Genomic DNA, 24,428 nt, shown 5'->3' on the forward strand with positions numbered 1-24,428 from the left:
TGACCCTACCAATAATCTCGTTGTTGATCTGTAACTTCCAAAGTTTTTGTATTCACTAAATAAAAATCAACAAGACTTTGCGTGCTACTTTTTTTGATATACTTTTCTAAAACAATTTCATAATCTTCATCATTATTTTTATATTTATTAAATACAAGAGATAATGTATATTCATCATTTGTACTTACAACTGCATAAGGATAACCTTTAGCGTCATATTGATAATCAAAACAAGGGTTGTCTAATTTATTTTGTGCTATTAAAAGGTCATACACTTTTTCAAAATAAACTCTTTCTGGATCATTTTCTAAATCAGTAGTATCACTTTCTTGTGCTGTTGTTTCTTGATTTGCTTCCTCTGTTTGATTTTGTGACTCACTTTCATTTGTATCCTCATTACTTGTTTGAGAGTTAGACATTTCAAAAGGGTCTGGAGCAAAGTAAAATTTTAAATCTCTATCATTAGAAAGCTCATAGACTCTGATATCTTTTTGTTTTTCTAAAATATAAATAAAGTAATAATCCTTTTTATATTTAAAATAAAGCATATGATTATTGATTCTATGCAATTTCACTATTTTAGGTGAACTATTTTTTTCAAAATAAGCTTTATCATCTCCAATAATTAAAGTATAGTGTGTTGAAATATACGTTTCTAAATAAGTTTGATTTTTAATTTTAGAAACGAATTTATCATTTTTAGCTTCATTTTCTAAAGAAATCACTTCTATTTTTTGATTTTCTAAAATATAGAGCACACTTTGATAATTTCCCACTTCTGCCTTATTTGAAACATTCGTTATTTGTCTTTCAAATTTTCCATAACCTTTTTTATAATGACTATAAAGTGTAAGCTTTTGATTTTGTCGTGTATAAGCCATGTCATTATCTAAACGATGAATATCATTACCCATAATAAAAGGTAAGGCAATATAAAGTACAATCAATAATAAACTCACATAAAGACCTATCCCTTTTTTAAACTTCTTCGCTACAAAAAAGATAAGAGCGACTCCTAGTATAATACTTGTTATTTGAATAATAGGTATAAGAATCGTTGAAAGTGAAATCATTTCAACATGATTTATATAACTATAAATACTCCCTAATACAAGATTACCTAAACTTAATGAGAAAAATACAAAAAGAAGTGCAAAACAGCTAACAAATAATCTCTGTTTTTTTCCATTAATTGGTTTTTTATTCTTCACAAATTGATTTAAATAATCATAAAGATTTTCATCTTTTTCTATCACAATAGAATAATCTATAAAATTCAAAGTTATTGTTTCTTTTGAAAGAACATAATTTTCTAGATCTTTCATTTCAATGAATAGATTGTTATAAAAGAAACGATGATTTTCATCAATATAAACAAGATCATAACCTAATATCTTTTTCTTTCTTCTAAAATTTAAATTAATAATTGCCATAGCAGCCACAAAAAGAATAATCCATACATAATCAAAACCATATAAAATACTTTCTAAAGCAAAAACTAATAATAAGACATATAAAGATAAAACAACTAATTGTCTATAAAATTGTTGTTTGATTATATTCTGATATTCAAATTCTTTAATATGTAATTCCATAGATATCACCTCTTTTATTTTAAGTTATTGATGTTTATCTAAAAAAGCAATGATTGTTTGATAAACATCTTCATTATAAAAAATACTTCTTCCATGATCTGCATCATGAACTCTACCAAAGATTACATCATAGTGATATTCTTTAAGTTTTTCATATAGTTCTATACTTTGGGTAATAGGTACAACATGATCTTTATCTCCATGAAGAATGAGAAATGGTGGTAAAGACATATTTTCTTTTAAATAGGTCATTGGTGAAGCTTTCATTAAAAGTTCTATATCTAATGATCCTAAAAAATCAGTCACATTTCTTTCTTCATGCCAGTCATATTTACTATACCAATTATTAAATGTCATAAAGTTTGTGACTCCATATAAATCAATGATTCCTTTAAAATTATACCTTTCTTGTAAAGCCACAAGTAAGGCAATATGTCCTCCTGAAGAATCCCCACTTAAAAATACATGTTTAAAATCAATAGGATAATTTTGATAGTTTTCTTTTAAATATTCAATCGCTTTTATAACATCATCTACTTGCGTTGGATATTTATATTCAGGAGCACCATGGTATTCAATAATTGCATACACATAACCTGCTTTGACAATCGGCATAAAATCAAAAATATGATCATTCATATCTTGTTTATACCATCCAGAACCTTGTACATGAATCACTAATGGATATTTTCTTTCTTCATCTAAAATCGTATTTGGAAATAAAAAACGAATCATACAACCTTTTTGATATTCTACATCTTTCATCCGACATCTTAGATTTTCTTTATTTCCTTTTAATTCCAAAGCACCATCTATGTTGACTGTATATCGTGGAAAAGTTTCATAACTATAATCTTTAACTTTCATAACAAACCTATTTTATACTTTCTACAATTTTTTCAACAAGTTCTTTTGAAACAACATCATAATCATTTTCATGAGGCGAAGGTGCATAGGCATATGAAACTTCATGCGTTTTAGTTGTTGGGTCATTGATCCAATCTTTACATGAACTATGTACTTGATAGATTCCTGTATCCTCCATCATCTTTCTAGCATTACTTGCATTTATACCACTTCCAGCCAATATTTCAATTTGATTACCATATTTATTTTGTAAATCTTTAATTAATTCTTTTCCATCCATTGCCTTTGGTTTTAAACCACTAGTAAGAATACGATCCACACCTAAATGAATCAATAATTCAATTGAAGCATAGGGATCAGCTACACAATCAAATGCTCGATGAAAAACAACCTCTCCTTGATACTCTTTAATAATATCAATCATTTCTTTTGTTTGTTTTTCATTAATTGAACCATCTTGATTTAAACATCCAAAAGCAATCCCATCTGCCTTATTTTCAAGCATACAACGTGCATCTTCTTTCATAACTTCAAATTCAATATCGTTATAACAAAATCCTGCACCTCTTGGTCTTATCATTGTAATAATTTTTAAATTTGTATTCTTTTTTGTTAATTTCAAAGAAGCTATTGAAGGCGTTAAACCACCTAAATGAAGAGCACTATTTAACTCAATACGCTTTGCCCTTCCATAATAAGCATTTAAAGCATCTTCATAACTTCCACAACATATTTCAACTAATCGTTCCATAAACTTCTCCTTTAATTTTTCTTCTTTTATTATAGCCCATAAAAAAAGATCATCCTAGATGATCTTCTTAAAATTTTTCAAATAGTCTGTTATCTCATTAAAAGGCAGTGGCTTACTATAATAAAACCCTTGAATAAAGTCGCTTCCCATTTCTAATACTTTATGAAGTTCTTCTTCCGTTTCAATTCCTTCAATACACATATTGACCCCAACACTATGAGCCATGTCGATCATATGCTTTAATAATAAATTTTCATAATCATTACTTAAAGCATTCTTCATAAGTCCACGATCTACTTTAATACAATCTGGTTTTAAATTATATAAATAATGAAAGTTAGAATACCCTGTACCAAAGTCATCTAAAGCTAAAAGAATACTATTTTCTTTTAATTGATTACAAAAATTAACAAAAGAGCGATCTGATTCTATAAAGCCACTTTCTGTAAGTTCAATAACTAATCTATTTCGATCAACATTATATTTTTTCATTATACTTAAAATATCATTTAAAATCGCTGATTTTAAAACTTGCACATATGAAATATTAACATTTACTTTTAATTGAGATTGATATTTTTTTAATGATAAACATGCTTGAATTGCTTTTTCTAAAACCCATTTACCTACAGGAATAATAAGACCACTTTTTTCAAGTAATGGGATAAACTCCATTGGTGATATTCTTCCAAATTCATCGCATTTAAAACGTAGTAATGTTTCTAAATGTGTTACTTCTTTTTTATTTACATCGACTATAGGTTGAAAATACACATCAAATCCTTCGTAATCATGATCAATAGATTGGTGTAAATATCTAATAATCGCTGATTCTCTTTGAAATTTTTGATAATCACAGTTATCAAAAATATCATATGTATTTTTGCCACTTTCTTTTGCATTATTTAAAGAGAATTCTGTCCATTTCATAATTTCAATATAACTAGCTGTTGGATGACTATAAAAATCTAGGATTCCTGCTGAAAAAGTATTATAAATTTCATAGTTTGTAGACTCAATAAAATCAAGTGTTCTTTCTTGAATCTTTTTATAAAGATAAATTGCATCATCAACTGTCCCATTTGAATCAAATATAATAAATTCATCAGAAACAATATGATAAAGTTTTTGATACTCATTTAAAAGATCTTTGATATACTTTCCTGCTCGTTTAAGAATCTCGTCTCCAAACTTTAATCCATAATTTTCATTAATATTCTTAAAATTATCAATTCCTAGTCTTAAAACAAAACCCTTTTCAAAATCATCATCAATTGGATAAATAAAATTTTTAAAACTTTCTTCTCCTAACAATCCACTTACATTATCAGCATACTGTTTTTTACCAATTTCATTAATACACCCAATTAAATATTTTACTTGATGATTTTCAATAATTGCCTGTCCTCGACAATTGATCCAAACAGGTAAACTTTCATCATTTAGCCATCTATACTGCATATTGTGATAGGTCTTTTCTCCAGATAAAATCTTGTTTAGATCCTCTACAACTAAATCATAATCTTTATAATAAACAAATTTTTTAAATTCTTTAACAGGATTTTTAAAATAAGCATTATCCATTTTAAATCTTACTGCAGCATGAGGTGAAATAAAATATTCATCATTTTCAACATCTAAAATATATAAATAATCATTTACACAATAATCTAAAGAAACAATAATATCTTTATATATTTCTATTTTTTCCTGAAAATTCATAATTATCCCACCTTATATATTATCCATCATTCTAATTTTAGTACCCCCCCCCCGATGATTTCAACACTTTTCGACTTTTTTCTTACATTTTATTAACATTCTTAATTGACCATCTGAAACAGTTGGTGATTAGGTGTAAAGTTTTGTACATGTAAAAGCCATAATTTTACTTATAAAATTATGGTTTAAATTTTATGAATTCAAATCTTATTTAAAAAGATGTGTCATATGGTTTATTAAGAAAAAAATTACGAAACGAGTTTGTTTCGTAGTTATTTATAAATAATTTTGTATATTTTGCGATAGTTCTTTTTCAATTTCAATAAGTTTTTCTGTCACTTCTTTTATTTTTGATGAAGCATTTTCATATTGATGCAAATATTTATAAAGTGTTTCTATTCCCATAGAACATCCTTCAAAAAGAAGTGAAGCAATTGTTTGATCATCTTCATTCATTTGTATTTTAAAATTCATTTTTAACCATGACATGCTTTTTGCGAGTAATGAAGGTTCTTTTTCTTGAAGATGATGTTCTTTTAATAAATGATCTACTTCATTTTTTAAAGTTTGATGTTTATTTTTTGAAGTAATACAGATTTCTTTGAATTTTTGATTTTTTATCACATCGAGTACCTCATCTAAAGAAGAAATTGCCATTTTTAATCCTGAATCACATTCTTTAAGTAATAAAATTGTATCATTATTCATTATATATGTTCCTTTCAAAAATAGGATTCCCCTTTTAACAAAAAAAATTCTAGGTTTTCACCTAGAATTCATTATTATTTTAAAGGTTTCTTCAATAAAGCTAAACCAAACATTCCAACAACTGAACCAACAGCTAAGGCAAATAAGTATCCAAGAGGATTAGAGATAACACCGATTACAAAGATACCACCATGAGGAGCCATTAATGTACAGTTAAAGAACATTGATAAAGCACCAGCAACTGCTGAACCAGCGACACATGCAGGTAAGATATGTAATGGATCAGAGGCTGCAAATGGAATTGCTCCTTCAGTAATAAATGATAATCCCATAATAACATTTGTAAGTGTTGTTTGTTGTTCTTTTTTAGTAAAACGATTTTTAAAGAAGAATGTTGCAAGCGCAATAGCTAGAGGTGGAACCATCCCACCAATCATAACAGCTGCCATGATATCATAGTTTCCTGAAGCAATCGATGCAGTTCCGAAAACATAAGCTGCTTTATTGATTGGACCACCCATATCAATAGCCATCATACCACCAAGTAACATTCCTAAAATAACTTTACTTGAGCCACCCATTGAATTTAAAGCATTTGTAAGAGCTGTATTGATAGCAGCAACAGGTGGATTGATAATAAATGTCATAAGTAATGCCATTAATAATAATCCAAAGAATGGATATAAAAGAACTGGTTTTAATCCTTCAAAAGCATCTGGTAAATAATCAAATAATTTACGTAACCCCTTCATTAAATACCCAGCTGCAAAACCAGCTACTAAAGCTCCTAAAAATCCTGAATTTCCTTGGCTTGCTAAGGCTCCACCAACAAATCCAACAGCTAGACCTGGACGATCTGAAATTGACATTGAAATATATCCTGCAAGGATTGGTAACATAAATCCAAAGGCTGTATCTCCTGTTGTTTTAAAGAAAGCAGCTAATGGTGTATTTTTACCAAAGTTACTTGGATCAATTGTATAATCATCAAATAAGAAAGCTAAAGCAATTAAAATACCTCCACCAATAACAAATGGTAACATATGACTGACACCATTCATTAAATGTTTATAGATTTGACGACCAACACTTTCATCACTTTCACTTTCAACTGTTGTTGATGCATGATCTGTATGATAGATTGGAGCATTTCCACTTAAAGCTTCATTAATTAACTCTTCTGCTTTATTGATCCCATCTGCCACTTTGACTTGAATGACAGGTTTTCCATCAAAACGAGCCATTTCAACATTTTTATCAGCAGCTACAATAATCGCTTCACATTCTTCAATTTCTTTAGCAGTTGGAGCATTTTTAGTTCCGCCACTACCATCAGTTTCGACTTTGATTGTAATTCCCATTTGTTTTGCTTTTTCTTCTAAAGCTTCAGCCGCCATATAAGTATGCGCAATACCTGTTGGACAAGCAGTTACTGCAAGCAAACGATAAGTTCCTGTAAATTCTTTTTGCGCTTCTTCTTTTTCTTCTTCTTTAGCTTTTTGTGCAGCTTCTTTTTGATTGATCAAATCCATAAATTCTTCTACACTTTGTGCATTAATTAAAGAATCTTTAAAGTCTGTATCCATTAACATTTGTGACAACATCGCAAGAATTTGTAAGTGTTCGTTTCCACCTGTTTTAGGGACCGCAATCATAAAGAACAGTTTTGCTGGTTGATTATCTAAAGATTGATAATCGACACCGTCTTTAACAACCATGGCTGCAAGTCCTGGGGCATTTACAGCTTCACTTTGAGCATGAGGAATCGCAATTCCTTCCCCAATTCCTGTTGTACTTAATTCTTCACGGGCATAAATTCCTTGTTTATAAACATCTTGATCATTTAAGTTTCCTTGTTTTGCCATTAATGAAACTAATGTATCAATGGCTTCATCTTTATTTGAACATGTAGCATTAACATCAATCGAAACATTTTTTAATAAATCTAAGATTTTCATTTATAGTTCCTCCACTTGTAATTGTTTATAGACTTCTTGAATCATGGAAGCTTCCGCTAAATCTTCGCTAAAAGCAGTAGCGCCACCACAAGCACTTCCTAATTTTAAAGCTTCATCATATTTTTTATCTTTTAAATATCCAGCAATGAATCCAGCAACCATACTATCTCCACTACCAACACTATTTAATAATTTTCCTTTAGCACCAGCACAATAATAAACATGACCATCTTCACTTACTAAAATAGCACCATCTTTTCCAAGAGAAACAAGCACATTGATTGCTCCTTGTTCTTGAAGTTTTCGAGCATAGTGAATAAGATCTTCTTTATTTTCAATTCTGACATTGAACAATTCTTCTAGTTCACGATGATTTGGTTTAATTAAGAAAGGATGGTATGGTAATACTTTCTTTAATAAATCATTCGTTGCATCAACAATGATTTTAATCCCTTGTTGATCGAGTTTTTTCATAATTTGTTCATAAATATCATTAGGTAATGATGATGGAATACTTCCAGCAAGAACTAAAATATCATTTTCTTGTAATTGATTTAATTTATCAAATAATTCATCTAGTTTTTCTTGAGGAATATCTGGACCACTTCCATTAATTTCAGTTTCTTTAGCCCCTTTCATCTTCACATTAATTCTTGAAAGACCATTTTCTAACTGACATAAATCACAAGTAAATCCTCTTTCTTTTAATTCTTTAACAATTTCTTCACCTGTAAATCCTGCAACAAACCCTAAAGCTGTTGTTTCAAGATTCAAACGACTTAAAATTGTTGAAACATTGAATCCTTTTCCTCCAGGATAAATTTCTTCTTGTTTTGAACGGTTTGTTTCCCCTTCTTCAAAACAATCAACATGCATAATATAATCCAAAGATGGATTAAAAGTAATTGTATAAATCATTAATCTCTAACCTCCACAACTGTCGCTTGTTCTTTAATTTCTTTTTCACAATGATCTGTAATAATCACCGCATCATTTATTTGACCAAAGGTCACATGATATACCTTATTAAATTTACTATGATCCGATAAAACATAACTCATTTGACAACGTTCCATAGCCAATTCCTTAATAGCAGCTTCTTCACTATCTGGTGTCGTAAAACCATTCATTAAATCAATGCCATTTGTTCCAAAGAAACCTTTAGAAAAATGATAACGACTTAATGACTTCATCGTATTAGCACCCACACATGCCCCTGTAATATTTCTCACTTCTCCACCAAGACATACTACATGAAATCCTTTAAGGGTCAATTGTTGAGCTTGCATTAAACCATTAGTAATATAGTGTGCTTCTTTTTGATCTAAATATTCAATCAACTCTAAAGTTGATGAACCTGCATCTAAATAAACCACATCATTGGATTCAATCATTCCTGCTGCATACTTTGCAATTTTTTTCTTTTCATCAGCATTTAATAATTGTCTTTTTCCTAATGGATCTTCAATCGTTTGTGTTACCTTAGGAATAAGGGTTGCACCCCCATGAACTCTTTTTAAAAATCCTTGATGATCAAGTTCTACTAAATCTCTTCGTATACTTGATTCACTGGCACCCGTCAGTTCAACAAGGGAAGCTACAGTCACATTTCCTTTTTTATCTAATTCATTTAAAATAATTTGATGGCGCTGATTATCCATACTGATCACCTCTTACGTGTTCATTATATGACCGTTCATTCATTATGTCAATCGCATTTTGAATGCTTGGTCATATATTTTGACTGAATGGTAATTTAATTTACATTTTCTTAAACAATCTTTTACTCTATTTTGATTTTTGATTATTCTGATCTCCTCTATAATTTCGATAGAAAAAGGAGAAAATTTATGAACAAAAAAAACAAATTAATTGCATTATCTGTATTATCAGCGATGTCATTGACATCCGTTTCACCATTAGCTATTAACAGTTTTTCAAATGTTATAGCACTTCAAGGTGATCAAACAGTCAACAAAGGAACTGTTGTCATGAATCAAGACACAACAATTAAATATTTAGATACAAACACTGATCCAGCCGATGGTACACAAGCCAAAGATAAATGGGGACAATATACAGGATGGACACGTACTTATAAAGATGGCGATAACGCTTCTTTAAATGGTCAATACAATGACAATGAATGGAAAGAACAAACAGGAGAATTTTCTACAGAAAAAGGAACATTAAATAAAACATCTCGTGCTTATTTCTTTAGAGGTTATTTTAATGTTGATCAAGCAAGTGCTGTCAATGGTATTCATTTAAGTTTTAATTATAAAGATGCTGTGATTGTTTATATCAACGGTCAACAATTAACTGCCTTAAATGTACCTGATGAAGGTTACCGCAGCCAAGATGGTGGAAATGGTAATCATAAAGATAACATGGGATATGGAAGTAAAGAAACTTCTTCAAGTGTAAAAACTGCAAATCTCTATTTTAGAGATATTAAAGATATGCTTACAAATGGTAAAAATGTTATTGCCTTTGAAATTCATAAAAGTAATGAAACCAGTGAAGGATATTTTAAACTTAATGAATTAGGAATCAATCCTGATGAAAGCTTATTACCTGAAAGAGAAAGTCTAAAAGCTATTTCTTTATCTGTAGGAAGTACACCAACTGAACTTAATTTAAACTGGTTTTCAACAGATAGTACAAATGGACAAATTCAATTTGCTAAAAAAGCAGATATGACTGGAAATGAATTTCCTAAAGCTAAAGCGAAAACAGTAAACTCTAAAATTGAAAAAGCACAAGCTGATGGATATTACGCTAATAAAGCAACAATGAGTGATTTAGAAGAAAATACTGCTTATGTTTATCGTGTTGGAAATAATGGTCATTGGTCAGATACTTATACAACAACAACGAAATCTAAAGGTGATTTTAGTTTCTTATTTGCGGGAGATCCACAATTAGGTTCTTCTGGTGATTTAGCCTCTGATAAAGATGGATGGAAAAACACTTTAGATTTAGTCAATACAAATCCATTATTTAAAGATGTACACTTTATTCAAAATGCTGGTGACCACGTAGAAGCTGGTAAAAATGAATCTCAATACGATGCTTATCTATCTAACTATCAAGGAAGTGTGGTTTACTCTACACCATTTGCAAATGCTGTAGGAAACCATGATTATGCAGGTACTGCTTATAATGATCACTTTAACTTACCAAATGTCAGCAACTTAGGAAGCAGTGGTCAAGGAAATGCCCAAGGGGATTACTATTATATTTATAACAATGCATTAATGCTTGTTTTAAACTCAAATAACAGAAGTACTGCTGAACATGAAGAATTCATTAAAAATACTCTTGCTAAAACAAAAGATAATCAAGATATCAAATGGAAAATCGTTGTCTTCCATCACTCAATTTATTCATCAGCATCTCATGCAAGTGATAATGATATTTTAGCAAGAAGAGATACTCTTGCTCCTATGTTTAGTCAAAATGGTATTGACTTAGTTTTAATGGGACATGACCACGTTTATACACGTAGTATGTTAATGGATGGTACAACTGCTTTAAAAGATGAATCATTTGATCAAAATGGTAATCCAATTCATGAAGTCACTGATCCTAAAGGTCTTACTTATATTACTGCTAACTCAGCAAGTGGTAGTAAATATTATGAATTTACTTCTAATTTAAGTGGTGATTATATTGCTGTTAAAAATCAAGAACATACACCAAATATTACAAAATTAGATGTTAAAGATAATCAATTAAAGATTGTAACTTATCGTACTTCTGATTTATCTGTTGTTGATGATTTTACAATCAATAAAACATCAACTGAAACTGTTGATAAAACAGAATTAGGAAAATTAATTAATGAATGTAGTCAAATCGATGATTCAACTTATACAAAAGAATCATTTACTAAATTACAAGATGCTTTAGTAGCTGCTAAAACAGTTCTTAATAAGAATGATGCTACAAATCAAGATGTTGAAACAGCTTATAACACTTTAAAAGAAGCTAAAGATCAATTAGTTAAAAAAGAAACAAATCAATCTGTTTCTTCGACAACTGATAAAAAAGATAATACTTCATCTACAAATAAAAAAGATAACTCAACATCTTCTAAAGTAAAAACTGGTGATGATACTCCACTTCTTGCTTTAGAAATCGCCTCAACAATGTCCATTATTGCTGGAGCTATCATTGTTATTAAAACAAAGAAAAAAGAAAACTAATTATTTAAAATAATATATATTAAAACAGGACCTGTTTATCATAAACAGGTTCTTTCATAAGGAGATATCATGTTAAAAAAAATTCATAAATGTGATCTTATCCTTCTCATCATTACTTTTATTTTTACACTTGGTGTCTATTTTTTTCATAGTCAGGTTTATAGTCCTGTTGCAATTCAAAATTCGTCATCTTTAAGTTATAGTAAAGCTAAAGTACTGCGTGTAATTGATGATCAATCAAAAAAAGATGAAACAACAAATAGATATTATGGTGTACAAAGTTTATATGTTGAGATACTGGATGGATCTTATAAAAATAAAAAAGTTTATATCGATAATTATCTTTCAACAACACATAATGTACGTCTTAAAAATGGAGAAACATTTATTGCTTGTATTGATAATCCCGAATCTGATAATACTTTAATTACAGCTTATAATTATTATCGTACTCCATATATTTATGGTTTTGTAGGTTTACTTTTAATCATTATTTTAATGATTGGCAAATCAAAAGGAATGCGAACGATTATCAGTTTAGCCTTTACTCTCTATGCCATTGTAGGTTTATTGCTGCCAATGATTTTTAGTGGCTTTTCACCAATTATTTCAACTATCTTTATTGTTATTTTAACAACCGGATATTCATTATTCATGCTTAATGGAGCTTCTATAAAAACTTGGGTAGCTGTAATAGCCACATCGCTAGGTGTTATTATTAGTGGACTTTCTTTTTTAGTATTAAGTCAGCTTATTCATATTTCAGGATTTAATACTGATCAAGCTGAAGCCTTGATTATTATTTCTCAACAAACAGGACTAAAAATTAATGAAGTTTTATTTTCTGGAATCTTAATTTCTGGATTAGGAGCAGTCATGGATGTAGGTATGTCAATCGCTTCTTCTTTATATGAAGTTAAGGCACTTAATCCACAAATTACTAAATCACAATTATTTAAATCTGGTATTAATATTGGAAAAGATATGATTGGAACGATGTGTAATACATTGATTCTAGCTTTTACTGGAAGTTCAATGACAATTTTACTTGCATTTTTTGCTTATCAAATTCAATATCCTCAATTAATGAATTCTGATTTTATTGCAATTGAAATAGCTCAAGGAATTACAGGAACATTAGGTATTATTTTAACCGTTCCGATTGGTGCACTTCTTTGTAGTTTACTTTATCATAAACATTTAAAAGCCTCTTAAACGAGGCTTTTAAATGTAATAATCGATAGCAGTAACAGTTTTCATCTCTGGACCTTCTTTTAATAATCTTTGATGTTCTTTAGAAGTTGGATAAGCTTTCAAATCAGCTTCATCTTTAAATTCAATAATTTGAATAATATCCCCAAAATGAGGTCCTATCGCTGGTTGTTTACTGATATTGCACCCAACTTCACTGTTTACAATAAGTGAACAATCATTTCCTACTTCTTCTAATAAAGTAATAAAATGATTTATTTCCATTTTATCTTTTAAAGTAAATACTGACACATGTTTAATCATCTTTTTTCCTCCTATGCAATATGCATTCCACCATCAATAAATAGTTTTTGTCCTGTTGTATGACTTGCTTCTTCACTACTTAACCATAAGACAGCGTTCACGACTTCTTGAGTCGTCGCTAGTTTTTTCATAGGAATCACATGTTCTTTCAACATTGCTTCTTCATGAGGATTAGTTGAAAGTGAATTTTTGGTAAGTTCTGTTCCCATGGTTGGACCTGGACAAATGGCATTGACACGAATACCAAATGCCGCATTTTCTAAAGCCGCCATTTCTGTTAAAGCAATAACTGCTGCTTTAGCTGGACCATAAGCAGCAAATCCAGGTGCCATTTTATACCCTCCAATAGAAGCCGTATTAACAATTGTACCAAATCCTTGTTTTTGCATTTGTAATAATTCGTATTTTAAACAAAGAAAAACACCTTTCATATCCACATCAACTACTAAATCCCATGTTTTTTCAGAAATTTCTGTTAATGATTCATAAGGCATACGTACACCATCTGGTCCAATACCCGCATTATTAAATGCACAATCAAGACGTCCATATTTTAAAACAACTTCTTCAATAGCTTTTTTTACATCTTCTTCTTTAGAAACATCACAATAAATATAAGATGCATCATTTCCTATTTCTTTAATAGCTTCCTTACATACTTCTTCTTTATCTACAGTAAAAGCAACAACATGGGCTCCTTTTCTTGAAAACTCAATAGCTGCTTGCTTTCCAATACCACTTGTTCCTCCGGTAATTACAACCACTTTATCATTAAAATTCATTTTTCTTTCCTCCTTTAAAAGCAAAATATTGACTTAAAATAACAATATTAATATTAAACATTAAAAAAATCAAAACAAACAATGCACCACTATTTGTCCCATCATATAAGTTTGTTCCTTGTTGTACAAACGCTAAAATAGTTGCTGTAATGGATGTTCCTATTCCCCCTGAAAGTTGCATCAATGTTTGTAACGTAGCATTCCCATCTGCCTGTAGATTTTTTGGTAAATGAGACATCGCAGATGTCATGGTATTACCAACAATTAAACCAATGCCTAAACTATAAATAAAATAGAATAAGATACATGATTGGTATGTAAGATTTTTAAAAAAGAACAAGAAACAAAATGTGGCAATAAAGCTACAGCATAACCCTAGAACAATTGGCTTTTTAGCACCAAGTCGATCAAGTATCAATCCACCTATTGGCGCAAACACAGCACCAACAATGGCTCCTGGAAGTAAAACGACCCCTGCATCTGTTGCTGGTTGTTTTAAAACAATTTGAACAAATGTCGGTAACAATAAACCATATCCAAGTGTTGTCATTTGTAGAAACATAATAGCTAAAGTATGAAACGTAAAACCTTTATGATTAAATATTTCTATACGAATTAAGGAATTTTTAATATGCAGTTGTCTTTTAGTAAAATAATATAAACTGATTATTCCAATAATAAAGCAACCCAAAACAAATACTAAATCATCAACTATCTGATTTAAATTAGAAAACCCCATAATTAAAGAAACAAAAGCTAACGCTACCGCTATAAAACTTAAAAGATCAAATTTTTCATGTTTATTAATTACTTGTTCACTCATACAAAAATAACCTATAAAACTTGCCAGAACAATAACTGGTAAAACGCAAATAAAAATATAGCGCCAAGTAAAATATTGTGTCATAATTCCCCCAAAAGTTGGTCCAATAGCGGGTGCTGCAGCTGTCACAAAAGAACCACATCCCATCATTAAACCAAGAAGTCTTTCCGGTGATTCTTCTAAAATGATGTTATACATCATAGGAAGTGCAATTCCTACCCCCGCTCCTTGTATAAATCTTCCTATAAGCAATAAAGTAAACTGTTGTGCAAAGACATCAACAATCAATCCTATTGAAAATAAGAACCCTGCTATCAAAAATAATTTTTTTGTCTGAAATCTTCTTTTTAAATAAGATGAAATAGGAATCATAATACCCATCATCAATAAATTTCCCGTTGTCATCCATTGAACAAGTGATGTTGAAATATGAAACTCATTCATCAATGTAGGAAAAGTAATATTTGTCGCTGTTTCAATCAAAACACCACAAAAAGAAAACAAACCTGCGGCTAAAATAGCGAATAATTGTTTAATAGTTAATTTTTCTTCCATAAGCCCTCCTTATGGATTACTTTACTTTAAAATAAATAAATTTCTTTTCTTTTTTATATTTCATAAACTTTCTTGACAAGATAAAAAAAATGTGCCTTAAGCACATTCTAACTCAAAGTAACGTGATACCAACATATCTATTAAATAACGAAAAAGAAGTCTTCTTTCTTTCATTTCTAAATGATCGATAGATACAAGCAAAGTCCCTTCAAAAGATTTCAACATTGTTTGATCAATCAATTGGGTTGAAAGCAAAAGTTTATTTCCTTGATTTCTTAAAAGCTTTCGTAAACAACGTGAAGATTGTTTACTTAAAGCATCTTCTTCTACACCAATAACAATCAATAAATCATCCTCTTTTAACCGATCAATAGCTACCTCATTTTCATCTAAAACAAGAATATTTTTTTGAAAAAGATCTCCTTCGTATTGAACATATTGACAAAGTAAATGTGAATAAGCAACTCCATAAAGATAAATATGCTTAGCTTCTTTTATTTTTCTTACAAAGTAATCGATTTGACTTTGTTCAATCTTCATTAAATTCTTTTCAATCCAAGATAATGAATCATGAAGATGCTTCTTTGTAAGAAAATAGTTGGTATTTGTTACTTGTTTTCTAATTTCTAATTCTAATAAACAATCATCTTTAAAGGCAATATAATTATCATAACCTAATTTTTTGATAAATTTAGAGATCTTTGCTTTTGAAACATAGCTTTTTCTTGCAAGTTCTTCAATGGACATAAAAGCAACTTCTTTTAAATTCATTTTAATATAGTTACAGATCGTATAATCGATATCACCTTGTTGACTGTTATTTAAAATTGTATTGATTTTATTTGTTATCATAATATCACCAGATAAAGTATAACATAAAAACCGCCTAAGCGGTTTTTTGTATGAGTTATAGAGAGTTTTTATATTTGAAGGAAAACTGATCAACAATTTTATTTATGTTTTTCTTACCACTGTAAATAGCCTTTCCAACAAGGATAATCGCTAATATAGATATTATTATTAATATGATTGCAAAGATTTTTACAAATAGGATATTTGAAAAATAATACATCAATAAGACTCCCAGAGAGGAAAGGAAGAACAAATTGCGTAACCATTTTATAAGATTATGAATCATTTTCTTTTGATAATTAATTTCATCTATATATCCTTGTTTTTCTTGACTATTCATCTTTTTTCTCCTTTTAATAAGATAATCCTGGATTGAAGAATCCAACAAGTACACCAATAAAGGCAACAACAACTAATAATAACATTACTTTAATTGGTGACATTTTCTTTTTAGATAATAAATACCAACATCCAACAACAAAGACAGCTGTTAATAATCCTGGATAAACACCATCTAATGTTTTTTGTAAATCTATGAAAGGTTTTTTAGCTCCAGCTGCGGTCATCGTAAATGAAGTTGTTACTGAAATCCATGTTGCTGATACAGCACCGATAACAATACCACCTAACATCGTAACTGATTCTCTTATAGCTTCTCCTTGAGGACCAACTAAGAAATCAACCGCTTTTCCACCTAATTCATATCCTTTGAAATATAAGAATTTCATTCCAAAGTAAGCAAATAAGTTCCATACAATGATGTACATGATAGCTCCAAGAGGAGAACCTCCTGTAGACATACCTAAAGCAATACCAAGTAAAATAGGAATAACTGTTCCTACAACTAGGGAATCCCCAATACCGGCGATTGGCCCCATTAAACCAGCTCTTAAACCGTTGATTGTTTCATCATCAACATCTTCTGTTCCGTTAGCACGTGCTTCTTCTAATCCAGCTGTCATCCCAACAATAACAGTACCAAGTTGAGGTTCTGTATTAAAGAAAGCAGTGTATGTTTTCATTGATCTTGCTTGATCTTCTTTTTTATCATAAAGTTCTTCTACTACTGGTAACATAGAGCATAGATAGCCAAAAGTTTGCATATGTTCTTGAGAGAAGCATGTTAAGTTTCCATAATACCAATTGTGGAAGGATTTAGTTAATGTTTTTTTAGATAGTTTCTTTTCCATCTTAAATATCCTCCTCATCTTCATCATCAAAGTCTCCTGCAGGTGCAGCTACTCTTTGATTTTGTAACATTTTTAATTTGTAGTTAATTAAGGCAAACATACCAGCAATCACTGTTGTTGCAACTAAATTGATTCCCATTGAAGCAGCAAGAGTAAATCCAAAGAAAAATGGAATGAAATCAACTGCTTTTGTAACAATTTGTTTTAATAAGATTGCAATTCCGACACATGGTAATAATGATCCAACTGTAAATAAAGTTTTCATAGCTAAACCATCCATAGGTAATGTTGTTTTAATAAGTTCAACAACATCTGCTCCTAATTTACACATAATTAAGGCTGGAATAAATGAACATAAAATATGTGAAATCCAAGGTAATACCATATCTACAAGATATAATTTATGATAATCCCCTTTTTCAACAGCTTTCCATCCAACATGTTGCCATGCTAAGTTGATTGTTGCTGTTCCGTAGAATAATACTGTACCTAAAGTACCAACCATTGTTCCAAATGAAATTGCAAGAGATGCTCCATCTTTTGTAGCAGCAGATAAACCATAACTATTTAACGCTACCATAGCAAGTGGAATCCCAATGTAACTTACAGCACGAACATCTGCTGAAACGGTTCCACCTGGAGTAACTAATGCAATGTAGACAACTTGCATTGCTGCCCCTACTAAAATACCTGTTTTGATATCTCCTAAGATAATCCCACAAACAAGTCCCCCAATTAAAGGACGACCTAATGTGTAGTTACCAAAGGAAGTACCACCTAATCCTGGCATACTTGATAAACAAGCAAATAAACCAAGTAATGCCGCTTGTAACCAACTAATTGTCATAATTTTTCTTCCCCTTTATTTATATATTTGTTAAAAACCAAATTTTCCTTTAAAATCATCCCATGTTCCAATTGAAACATCTGGTAATAAAGCAAATTTGATTGTATAACCTGCTTTAGCTAAAGCTTCAAAAGCTTCGGCTTCTTCTTGTGTAATGGATTGATTGTTTCCTAGTTTTGTTGCCCCTTCACGATCATTACAAGGTCCAACAATAACTGTTTTAATACCACAATCAAATCCTTGATCAACAAGAATTTTTTTCATATCAATAGGATTTTTAGTAATTAAGAAATATTGATCTTGACTATCTAAAACCTTTTGACTTTTCTTTTGCCAAGCATCCATTGTCCATACAAATGTTTTCTTTCCACTGGCTGATTTGTAAGCTGCTTTTAATACTGAATTATTTGCTGCTTTATCGTTTACTGCTACCAAACCATCGCATGGGTATTCTCTTGCCCAACGTGTACATGTTTGACCGTGAATCATACGATCATCAATTCTAATAAATGATACTGACATCTTTCTTCCTCCTTAAATATCATCTTCGTCGTCTTCTACGACTTTAAATTCTTGTAAAGCTGTTGTTGCTTCACTTAAGACAGCTTGTACAAAGGAATCCCCTTGTAAAGTATCTTTCATTAATACTGAAGTAAGGGCTAATGGTAAATTCATCCCACCAATTGTTGTTGTCTTTTCCATTAAACCTTTTTCAGCTAAAACATTTAAAGCAGTTGTAAGTGGTGATCCTCCTACAATATCCGCTAATAAAACAATTTCATCATCTTCATGAATGTCCTTAACACTTTCTTTAAAGATTTCCGCAAATTCATCTGCTGTCTTTCCATCAGGTAAACCTGAAGCAATCACATCATCTCTTTGTCCTGCCAACATCATTAATGATGTTTTTAAACCAGCTGCAAATTCACCATGACTTACCAATACTAAATATTTCATGTCCTTCCCTCCTTGCACCTATAGAATACCAAATATGAAAGCACTTGCAACGTGTCTTCAATCATGACTTTTAAGTGACAAAAATCATAAAAAAATTGACAAATATCATTCCTACTATGACATTTGTCATAAATAAAAAAGATAGCCAAAAGCTATCTATTTCAATTCATTTTCTAATTTCTTCTGTATCTTATTAAGATCATTATCAATCGTTCCTTGATCAATACTTTGATTAATCAAATAATCTGCTTTTTCTAGAATATTTTCATATTCTTTAAACTTTGGTTCTACTAACGTGTTTTCTAAAATCTTATTTAAAACATCTGAATCTAAAGAAGCATAGGAAACTGTATCTTTTACTAAGATTTCCTTTGTTTTCTTTGATAACATGACCTTCTTTAAAGGAGAGGCTCCCTTCGAATTATCAAGTAGAGATTGTTGAATATCTTCATCCATCGTCAACATTTTTAAAAATTCCCACGCTATTTCTTGATGCTTTGTTTGTGAAGACATTCCTATTAATGAAGTGTCTAAATGTGTTGTTATCGTATTTGATTTTGTCCCTGGAATTGAAATACAGCTCCATTTAAAAGATGTATATTTACTAATACGATAAGGATAAGGTTGGTAGGTACGATATTGAGCAAAGGTCAAAGGACAAAAAGCGACTTTCCCTTGATCAAAATCTTCTGATGAAACTTGATAGCCATTTGATAAAGCTTTAAGTTTTGTCAAATATAAAAACGCTTCTTTGACTTCTTTTTTATCAAGATGACAATTATCTTCTTTAAAAACTTGTAACCCGTAACAATCAAGAACATCTTGCCAATCAAAGCCATAATAGCCATATTGATCGATGACACCATCATTATTTGTATCCTTTGTAACTTGATTACTAATATTATAAAAATCATCAATAGTCCAATTACTTGAAGGAATAGCAATACCTTCTTTGGTAAGTAAATCATGATTGATACACATAATTGTTGGATTGATTTCATAAGGAAGTGCATATTGACTTCCATTATTTCCAGCAAATAAAGCACTTTGATAAAAAAGAGAAGTATCTATTCGTTCTTCTTTAATAAGTCGATCTAAATTCTTCAAAATACCAATAGAAGATAACGTATTAAAATCATCAGGAAGTACCATAAACACATCAGGTATTGTTCCTTTGGTAATTTCATTAGCAAGCCATGAAGAATAATCATCTTTTATAATTCCACTTTTATATTCAACATGAACATTGGGGTATTTCTTTTCAAATTTCTTGATTGCTTGATCAATAACTTGATAACTTTCCCCATTAGGCACATCCCAACTACTTCCTGCATAAAGTCCTAAAGTAAGAGTAATATCACGACTTGGATCATTGATCAAACAATAAATAAGAACTAAAGAAAGACTTACTAATGTTAGAATACCCTTTTTTATTCTAGTCATTATCGTCACCAAATTCTTGCATTGTGACTCCTGTTTGAACAGCCCAGATGGCAAGTTGCGTACGATCACGTAATTCTAATTTTGACAAAACAATGCTAACATAATTACGCACAGTTCCTTCTGATAAATAAAGTTTTTGAGCAATTTCTTTATTAGATAAACCAAAACCGACTTGTTGAATGACTTTCAATTCAGCCTGTGTCAAATCTTTTGATAAAGAATCATCGACTTGGATAGCATAATTACTCATAGACATCTTGGAAAAAAGTTTAAATACTTTTGTCGCAATATCAGGATTAATCATCGCTCCACCATTATAAACTGTACAAATGGCATGATAAAGTTCATCCATGCTGACGCCTTTTAATAAATAACCGCTTGCTCCATATTTTAAAGCACTAAAGACAAATTCATCATCATCAAAAGTGGTAAGGATAATGATTTTAATATCTGGATATTTTTCTTTGACCGCCTTTGTACAATAAACACCGTCCATTTCTGGCATACGAATATCCATTAAAATGACATCTGGCCTTTCTTTTTTTATACTCTCAAGAACTGCAAAACCATTTTCAACAGCATCTACGATTTTTAAATCTTCATGTGTTGATAAAACAATTTGTAAAGACTGTCTAATAAGTTCTTGGTCATCTGCAATCATCACTTTAATCATCTTTTTTTCCTCCTATTTTTGGTATTTCTACAACTGTTCTAAATCCTTCTTCACTATAAAAATATATCGTTCCATTTAATATGGCAACACGTTCATGCATTTGTTTCAAGCCATATCCATAATGAATTTCCTTACAGCCACTTCCATTATCTTGCATAATAATCATATATTTTTCCTCTTCGTCAAAAAGATGAATTTCAATATGAGAAGCATGTCCATGTCTTAAAGCGTTTGTCATCGTTTCTTGAATAATTCTAAAAATAATATCTTCTTTCGTATTTTCAAAATCAACATTTTCCCATTCATAATACAAGTCAACATTTAAATGAGAAACACTTTGAAATTCCTCAATCATTTTAATCAAACCATCTTTTAAAGTTCTTTGATCAAGTGCTCCCGGTCTTAACTTATATAAAGAACGTCGAACATCTTTAATACTTTCACGAACAACATTACTAATTACCAAAAGTTGTTCTTTTGACTTTTGTGGATCAATATCAATCAAAGCAATACAAGCATCAATTCCCGCCGAAATACCTGTTAAGGCATGCCCTAAAGTATCATGTATCTCTCTTGAAATTCTTTTTCTTTCTTTATCTTCTGCCATTTTTTCAGATAAAGCAGAATACGTTTTTAATTCATCATTGACTTTTGAAGCAAGTTGAAGTTCTTTACTGATTTTCTTTGTTTCTTCTTGTTGAACTAAAACTTGGCAAATAAGATAAAGAATAAAAATGACAACATTTAATGAAGCTAAAATATTTTTAGCAAATAACATAAATGTACGACTTGAATTTGGATAAAATGATAAATAAGATTCAATACTTGGCATATGTATAATATTTGATAAAATATTAAAATCTGAAATCAGTAATAAACCAAAGGCAATTAATAAAAGTAAAGCCATATGTTTAATATTTCTCATATTATAAAGTAAATCAGCAAAAACAAAGAGTAAAATTCCATTATAGGAACCATTTAGACGAATAATTAATAAAAATGAAAGAATAATTTCGATATAAACAAGACCATTCGCCATTTTTAAATTATCTTTTTCTCTTAATTTCATTAATAAAACAATAATGATAAAAAGAAAAATCGATTCAAAAAAGATATTTTGTGGTGTTCTAGTAATATAAGATACTTTATTTAAGAAATCACGTGCATAATAATGCACTGAAATATATTTGGTAGAAAGCAAAAATAAAGAAGCATTATAGATAATAACAACCGCATTAATAAACAATAATGAATCTTTTAACTTTGTAACATATTCTCTTGTAAGATGATTCATTATTGCCACCCCGTTATATCATATTCTTCTATATTTTCTTTGGTAATCAATTTTGTTGGCACAATAATTGAGCGTTTATACTTTTTATGATGTAACATCTTATAAGCCACCTTGATCGTTTCTTTTCCTAAAGAAGTAGGTGATTGTGAAGATGTCCCCACAATTGCTTTCGTTTCTGCCACCAATTTCTTAATATTTGGTGAACCATCAACTCCATAAATAAAAACATCATGCCCTAAATCATTTTCTTTTATAGAAGCCAGTGCTCCTAAAGCCGTTGGATCATTCAAACAAAAGACAACATCAAAATCAATTCCTTGTTGAATAATTTTATTTAAAGCAGGTAAAGCAAGTTCCGTTTGTCCTAAACAATCTTCACTTCCTACTATTTGATAATTCTCATTTAAAGCAACTGTATCTTTAAAGCCGTTGATACGATCAACCGCTGATAAGGCTTTAGAATGTTCAAGTAAAGCAATACGTGCATGATCAAAGCGTTGCATCATATCTTTAGCACACTGTACTCCTGCATCATAATTATCTGAAACAACTGTACAATCTGCAATTTGATCATCACTAATAGGAGCATCGACTACAATAATTTTAATTCCTGCTTTTTTGACTTCTTTTAATGTTTTATTAATACTCGAAGATTCAACAGGATTAATAATTAAAACATCGATTCCTAAAGAAACAAGGTCTTTGATTTGTTCATTTTGTTTTTTAGGATCCAAAGCTGGATCTCTGGTATATAAAACATCCCCATGATTATTAACAACATTTTCTATTTCATTATTTACAGCTTTATAGAAGGTATTATTCATTGTCATATAAGTTGTTCCAAATTTTATTTGTTTAGTATCAGTGTTTAAATAATGGTGATAGACAAAACAAATCATAATAAGGCTTACAATACATGTTATTTTTAAAGCTTTATTTTTATAAAAAGACATGCGTTTTCCTCCTATTCTCCCTTTATTTAATTTTAATGATTTTTGTCATCTATGTAAATATGACAAATGTCATAAAAAAACAGTTGACTCTATTTTTGAATCAACTGTTTTGCATATTTTATAATACTACTTCCATCTAACAAACCATAATCTTTTAAAGAAATTACGCCTACTGGCACTTTAACTACCTTTTTAATTTCCTTTAAATCTTCACATCTTTGTGGTGTAAGTAAAACCACATCGGCCTCTTGTAAATGCTCATTTAAAAACACTTCAATATCCATTAATTGACTTTTAGCTACTTCTTCTATTTTACGAACCAGCATATTCCCTGAAAAACCTGGTTTTGACAATAATGTTATCTTCATATAAGACCTCCAAACACATAGTACTAATATAATAAATGAAATAGCTAAAATATACAATATCTATTTTAGCTGTTTATTCTCGGATTTCTTCTTTCTCTATTTTGTCTTAAGTAACTCTTTTGACTTATCAATTTTTATATGAATTTTTAACTATTTCATCAAATATTTTTTCATTTCTCTTTAATAATTCTAAATTTCTTTGTGATAAACAATATATTTTTTCTGACAGTTGTTCTTTACATAAATATCTTTCAAGAATATATGCAAATGCATAAATTGCATGATAATCCTCATATTTTTCAGATAACAATGGATTTTCTTGATTTCTTTTATAATTCTTTCTTTTCTTAATTTGGTTTTGCTT

At 29.9% G+C, this 24,428-nt stretch carries 25 protein-coding genes; 2 read left to right on the top strand and 23 right to left on the bottom strand.

Translation table 11 applies throughout. The features are described 5' to 3' along the window. Window positions 1-5: 5 nt before the first annotated feature. The 8 genes from LJD32_RS04090 to LJD32_RS04125 all read right to left on the bottom strand — a co-directional run bounded on the left by LJD32_RS04090 (window position 6) and on the right by LJD32_RS04125 (window position 9,262). Complete coding sequence (locus LJD32_RS04090; RefSeq protein ID WP_227391807.1) at window positions 6-1,595, bottom strand: hypothetical protein; 1,590 nt, start codon at window positions 1,593-1,595, stop codon at window positions 6-8. 24 nt (window positions 1,596-1,619) lie between these two features. Next, a complete protein-coding gene (locus LJD32_RS04095; RefSeq protein WP_147580325.1) occupies window positions 1,620-2,462 on the bottom strand; it encodes an alpha/beta hydrolase in 843 nt (280 codons plus the stop codon). A gap of 7 nt (window positions 2,463-2,469) precedes the next feature. Continuing rightward, the gene (locus LJD32_RS04100) at window positions 2,470-3,213 is read right to left on the bottom strand and encodes a copper homeostasis protein CutC (RefSeq protein ID WP_032090703.1); all 744 of its coding nucleotides are present in this window, start codon (window positions 3,211-3,213) and stop codon (window positions 2,470-2,472) included. Between the two features lie 54 nt (window positions 3,214-3,267). Beyond that, window positions 3,268-4,935, bottom strand: a complete 1,668-nt coding sequence (locus LJD32_RS04105; protein ID WP_227391808.1) for an EAL domain-containing protein — start codon at window positions 4,933-4,935, stop codon at window positions 3,268-3,270. Window positions 4,936-5,211: 276 nt separating this feature from the next. After that, the gene (locus LJD32_RS04110) at window positions 5,212-5,661 is read right to left on the bottom strand and encodes a hypothetical protein (RefSeq protein ID WP_052010953.1); all 450 of its coding nucleotides are present in this window, start codon (window positions 5,659-5,661) and stop codon (window positions 5,212-5,214) included. A gap of 56 nt (window positions 5,662-5,717) precedes the next feature. Beyond that, window positions 5,718-7,601: a fructose-specific PTS transporter subunit EIIC gene (locus LJD32_RS04115; RefSeq protein WP_227391809.1), complete on the bottom strand. Its 1,884-nt coding sequence runs from the start codon at window positions 7,599-7,601 to the stop codon at window positions 5,718-5,720. Further along, window positions 7,602-8,519, bottom strand: coding sequence for a 1-phosphofructokinase (gene pfkB / locus LJD32_RS04120; protein ID WP_227391810.1), 918 nt, complete (start codon window positions 8,517-8,519; stop codon window positions 7,602-7,604). It abuts the gene before it with no gap. After that, entirely contained in the window at window positions 8,519-9,262 is a 744-nt protein-coding gene (locus LJD32_RS04125) for a DeoR/GlpR family DNA-binding transcription regulator (protein WP_227391811.1), read from the bottom strand. The genes pfkB and LJD32_RS04125 overlap by 1 nt, the downstream gene beginning before the upstream one ends. Before the next feature lie 189 nt (window positions 9,263-9,451). Here LJD32_RS04125 and LJD32_RS04130 point away from each other — a divergent pair, with 189 nt between their 5' ends. Both LJD32_RS04130 and LJD32_RS04135 read left to right on the top strand, forming a co-directional pair. Further along, the gene (locus LJD32_RS04130) at window positions 9,452-11,812 is read left to right on the top strand and encodes a fibronectin type III domain-containing protein (RefSeq protein ID WP_227391812.1); all 2,361 of its coding nucleotides are present in this window, start codon (window positions 9,452-9,454) and stop codon (window positions 11,810-11,812) included. A gap of 69 nt (window positions 11,813-11,881) precedes the next feature. Next, complete coding sequence (locus LJD32_RS04135) at window positions 11,882-13,027, top strand: YibE/F family protein (RefSeq protein ID WP_147580330.1); 1,146 nt, start codon at window positions 11,882-11,884, stop codon at window positions 13,025-13,027. A gap of 9 nt (window positions 13,028-13,036) precedes the next feature. Here LJD32_RS04135 and LJD32_RS04140 read toward each other — a convergent pair whose 3' ends face one another. The 15 genes from LJD32_RS04140 to LJD32_RS04210 form a co-directional block, all read right to left on the bottom strand. Beyond that, window positions 13,037-13,327, bottom strand: coding sequence for a Dabb family protein (locus LJD32_RS04140; protein WP_227391813.1), 291 nt, complete (start codon window positions 13,325-13,327; stop codon window positions 13,037-13,039). Between the two features lie 11 nt (window positions 13,328-13,338). Beyond that, on the bottom strand, window positions 13,339-14,109 hold the full coding sequence (locus LJD32_RS04145) for an SDR family NAD(P)-dependent oxidoreductase (protein WP_227391814.1): 771 nt from the start codon (window positions 14,107-14,109) through the stop codon (window positions 13,339-13,341). Beyond that, complete coding sequence (locus LJD32_RS04150) at window positions 14,099-15,487, bottom strand: DHA2 family efflux MFS transporter permease subunit (RefSeq protein WP_227391815.1); 1,389 nt, start codon at window positions 15,485-15,487, stop codon at window positions 14,099-14,101. Before LJD32_RS04150 ends, LJD32_RS04145 begins: the two co-directional genes overlap by 11 nt. A gap of 96 nt (window positions 15,488-15,583) precedes the next feature. After that, window positions 15,584-16,339 (bottom strand): MurR/RpiR family transcriptional regulator, encoded by a 756-nt coding sequence (locus tag LJD32_RS04155; protein ID WP_227391816.1) that lies wholly within the window; start codon window positions 16,337-16,339, stop codon window positions 15,584-15,586. Window positions 16,340-16,394: 55 nt separating this feature from the next. Further along, window positions 16,395-16,679 carry a hypothetical protein gene (locus LJD32_RS04160; protein WP_032090712.1) on the bottom strand — a complete coding sequence of 95 codons (285 nt, stop codon included), beginning with the start codon at window positions 16,677-16,679 and terminating at the stop codon, window positions 16,395-16,397. A gap of 13 nt (window positions 16,680-16,692) precedes the next feature. Then, window positions 16,693-17,529, bottom strand: coding sequence for a PTS system mannose/fructose/sorbose family transporter subunit IID (locus LJD32_RS04165; RefSeq protein WP_227391817.1), 837 nt, complete (start codon window positions 17,527-17,529; stop codon window positions 16,693-16,695). A gap of 1 nt (window position 17,530) precedes the next feature. Further along, the gene (locus LJD32_RS04170; RefSeq protein ID WP_227391818.1) at window positions 17,531-18,376 is read right to left on the bottom strand and encodes a PTS mannose/fructose/sorbose/N-acetylgalactosamine transporter subunit IIC; all 846 of its coding nucleotides are present in this window, start codon (window positions 18,374-18,376) and stop codon (window positions 17,531-17,533) included. A gap of 30 nt (window positions 18,377-18,406) precedes the next feature. Continuing rightward, complete coding sequence (locus LJD32_RS04175; RefSeq protein ID WP_032090714.1) at window positions 18,407-18,898, bottom strand: PTS system mannose/fructose/N-acetylgalactosamine-transporter subunit IIB; 492 nt, start codon at window positions 18,896-18,898, stop codon at window positions 18,407-18,409. A gap of 12 nt (window positions 18,899-18,910) precedes the next feature. Further along, a complete protein-coding gene (locus LJD32_RS04180) occupies window positions 18,911-19,333 on the bottom strand; it encodes a PTS sugar transporter subunit IIA (protein ID WP_022001602.1) in 423 nt (140 codons plus the stop codon). A 156-nt stretch (window positions 19,334-19,489) separates the two neighbouring features. Then, window positions 19,490-20,776, bottom strand: a complete 1,287-nt coding sequence (locus LJD32_RS04185; RefSeq protein ID WP_227391819.1) for an ABC transporter substrate-binding protein — start codon at window positions 20,774-20,776, stop codon at window positions 19,490-19,492. After that, window positions 20,769-21,449 carry a response regulator transcription factor gene (locus tag LJD32_RS04190; RefSeq protein ID WP_032090716.1) on the bottom strand — a complete coding sequence of 227 codons (681 nt, stop codon included), beginning with the start codon at window positions 21,447-21,449 and terminating at the stop codon, window positions 20,769-20,771. The genes LJD32_RS04185 and LJD32_RS04190 overlap by 8 nt, the downstream gene beginning before the upstream one ends. After that, window positions 21,442-22,743 carry a sensor histidine kinase gene (locus tag LJD32_RS04195; RefSeq protein ID WP_227391820.1) on the bottom strand — a complete coding sequence of 434 codons (1,302 nt, stop codon included), beginning with the start codon at window positions 22,741-22,743 and terminating at the stop codon, window positions 21,442-21,444. The genes LJD32_RS04190 and LJD32_RS04195 overlap by 8 nt, the downstream gene beginning before the upstream one ends. Then, window positions 22,743-23,696 carry a sugar ABC transporter substrate-binding protein gene (locus LJD32_RS04200; protein WP_119363862.1) on the bottom strand — a complete coding sequence of 318 codons (954 nt, stop codon included), beginning with the start codon at window positions 23,694-23,696 and terminating at the stop codon, window positions 22,743-22,745. The genes LJD32_RS04195 and LJD32_RS04200 overlap by 1 nt, the downstream gene beginning before the upstream one ends. A gap of 89 nt (window positions 23,697-23,785) precedes the next feature. Beyond that, window positions 23,786-24,064: a PTS sugar transporter subunit IIB gene (locus LJD32_RS04205; protein WP_147580338.1), complete on the bottom strand. Its 279-nt coding sequence runs from the start codon at window positions 24,062-24,064 to the stop codon at window positions 23,786-23,788. Window positions 24,065-24,191: 127 nt separating this feature from the next. Continuing rightward, window positions 24,192-24,428: hypothetical protein (locus LJD32_RS04210; protein WP_227391821.1), on the bottom strand; the 237-nt coding region annotated here is incomplete at its 5' end.

Source organism: Faecalibacillus sp. TM498, from assembly GCF_020589955.1.
Taxonomy (GTDB): Bacteria; Bacillota_I; Bacilli_A; order Erysipelotrichales; family Coprobacillaceae; genus Faecalibacillus; species Faecalibacillus intestinalis.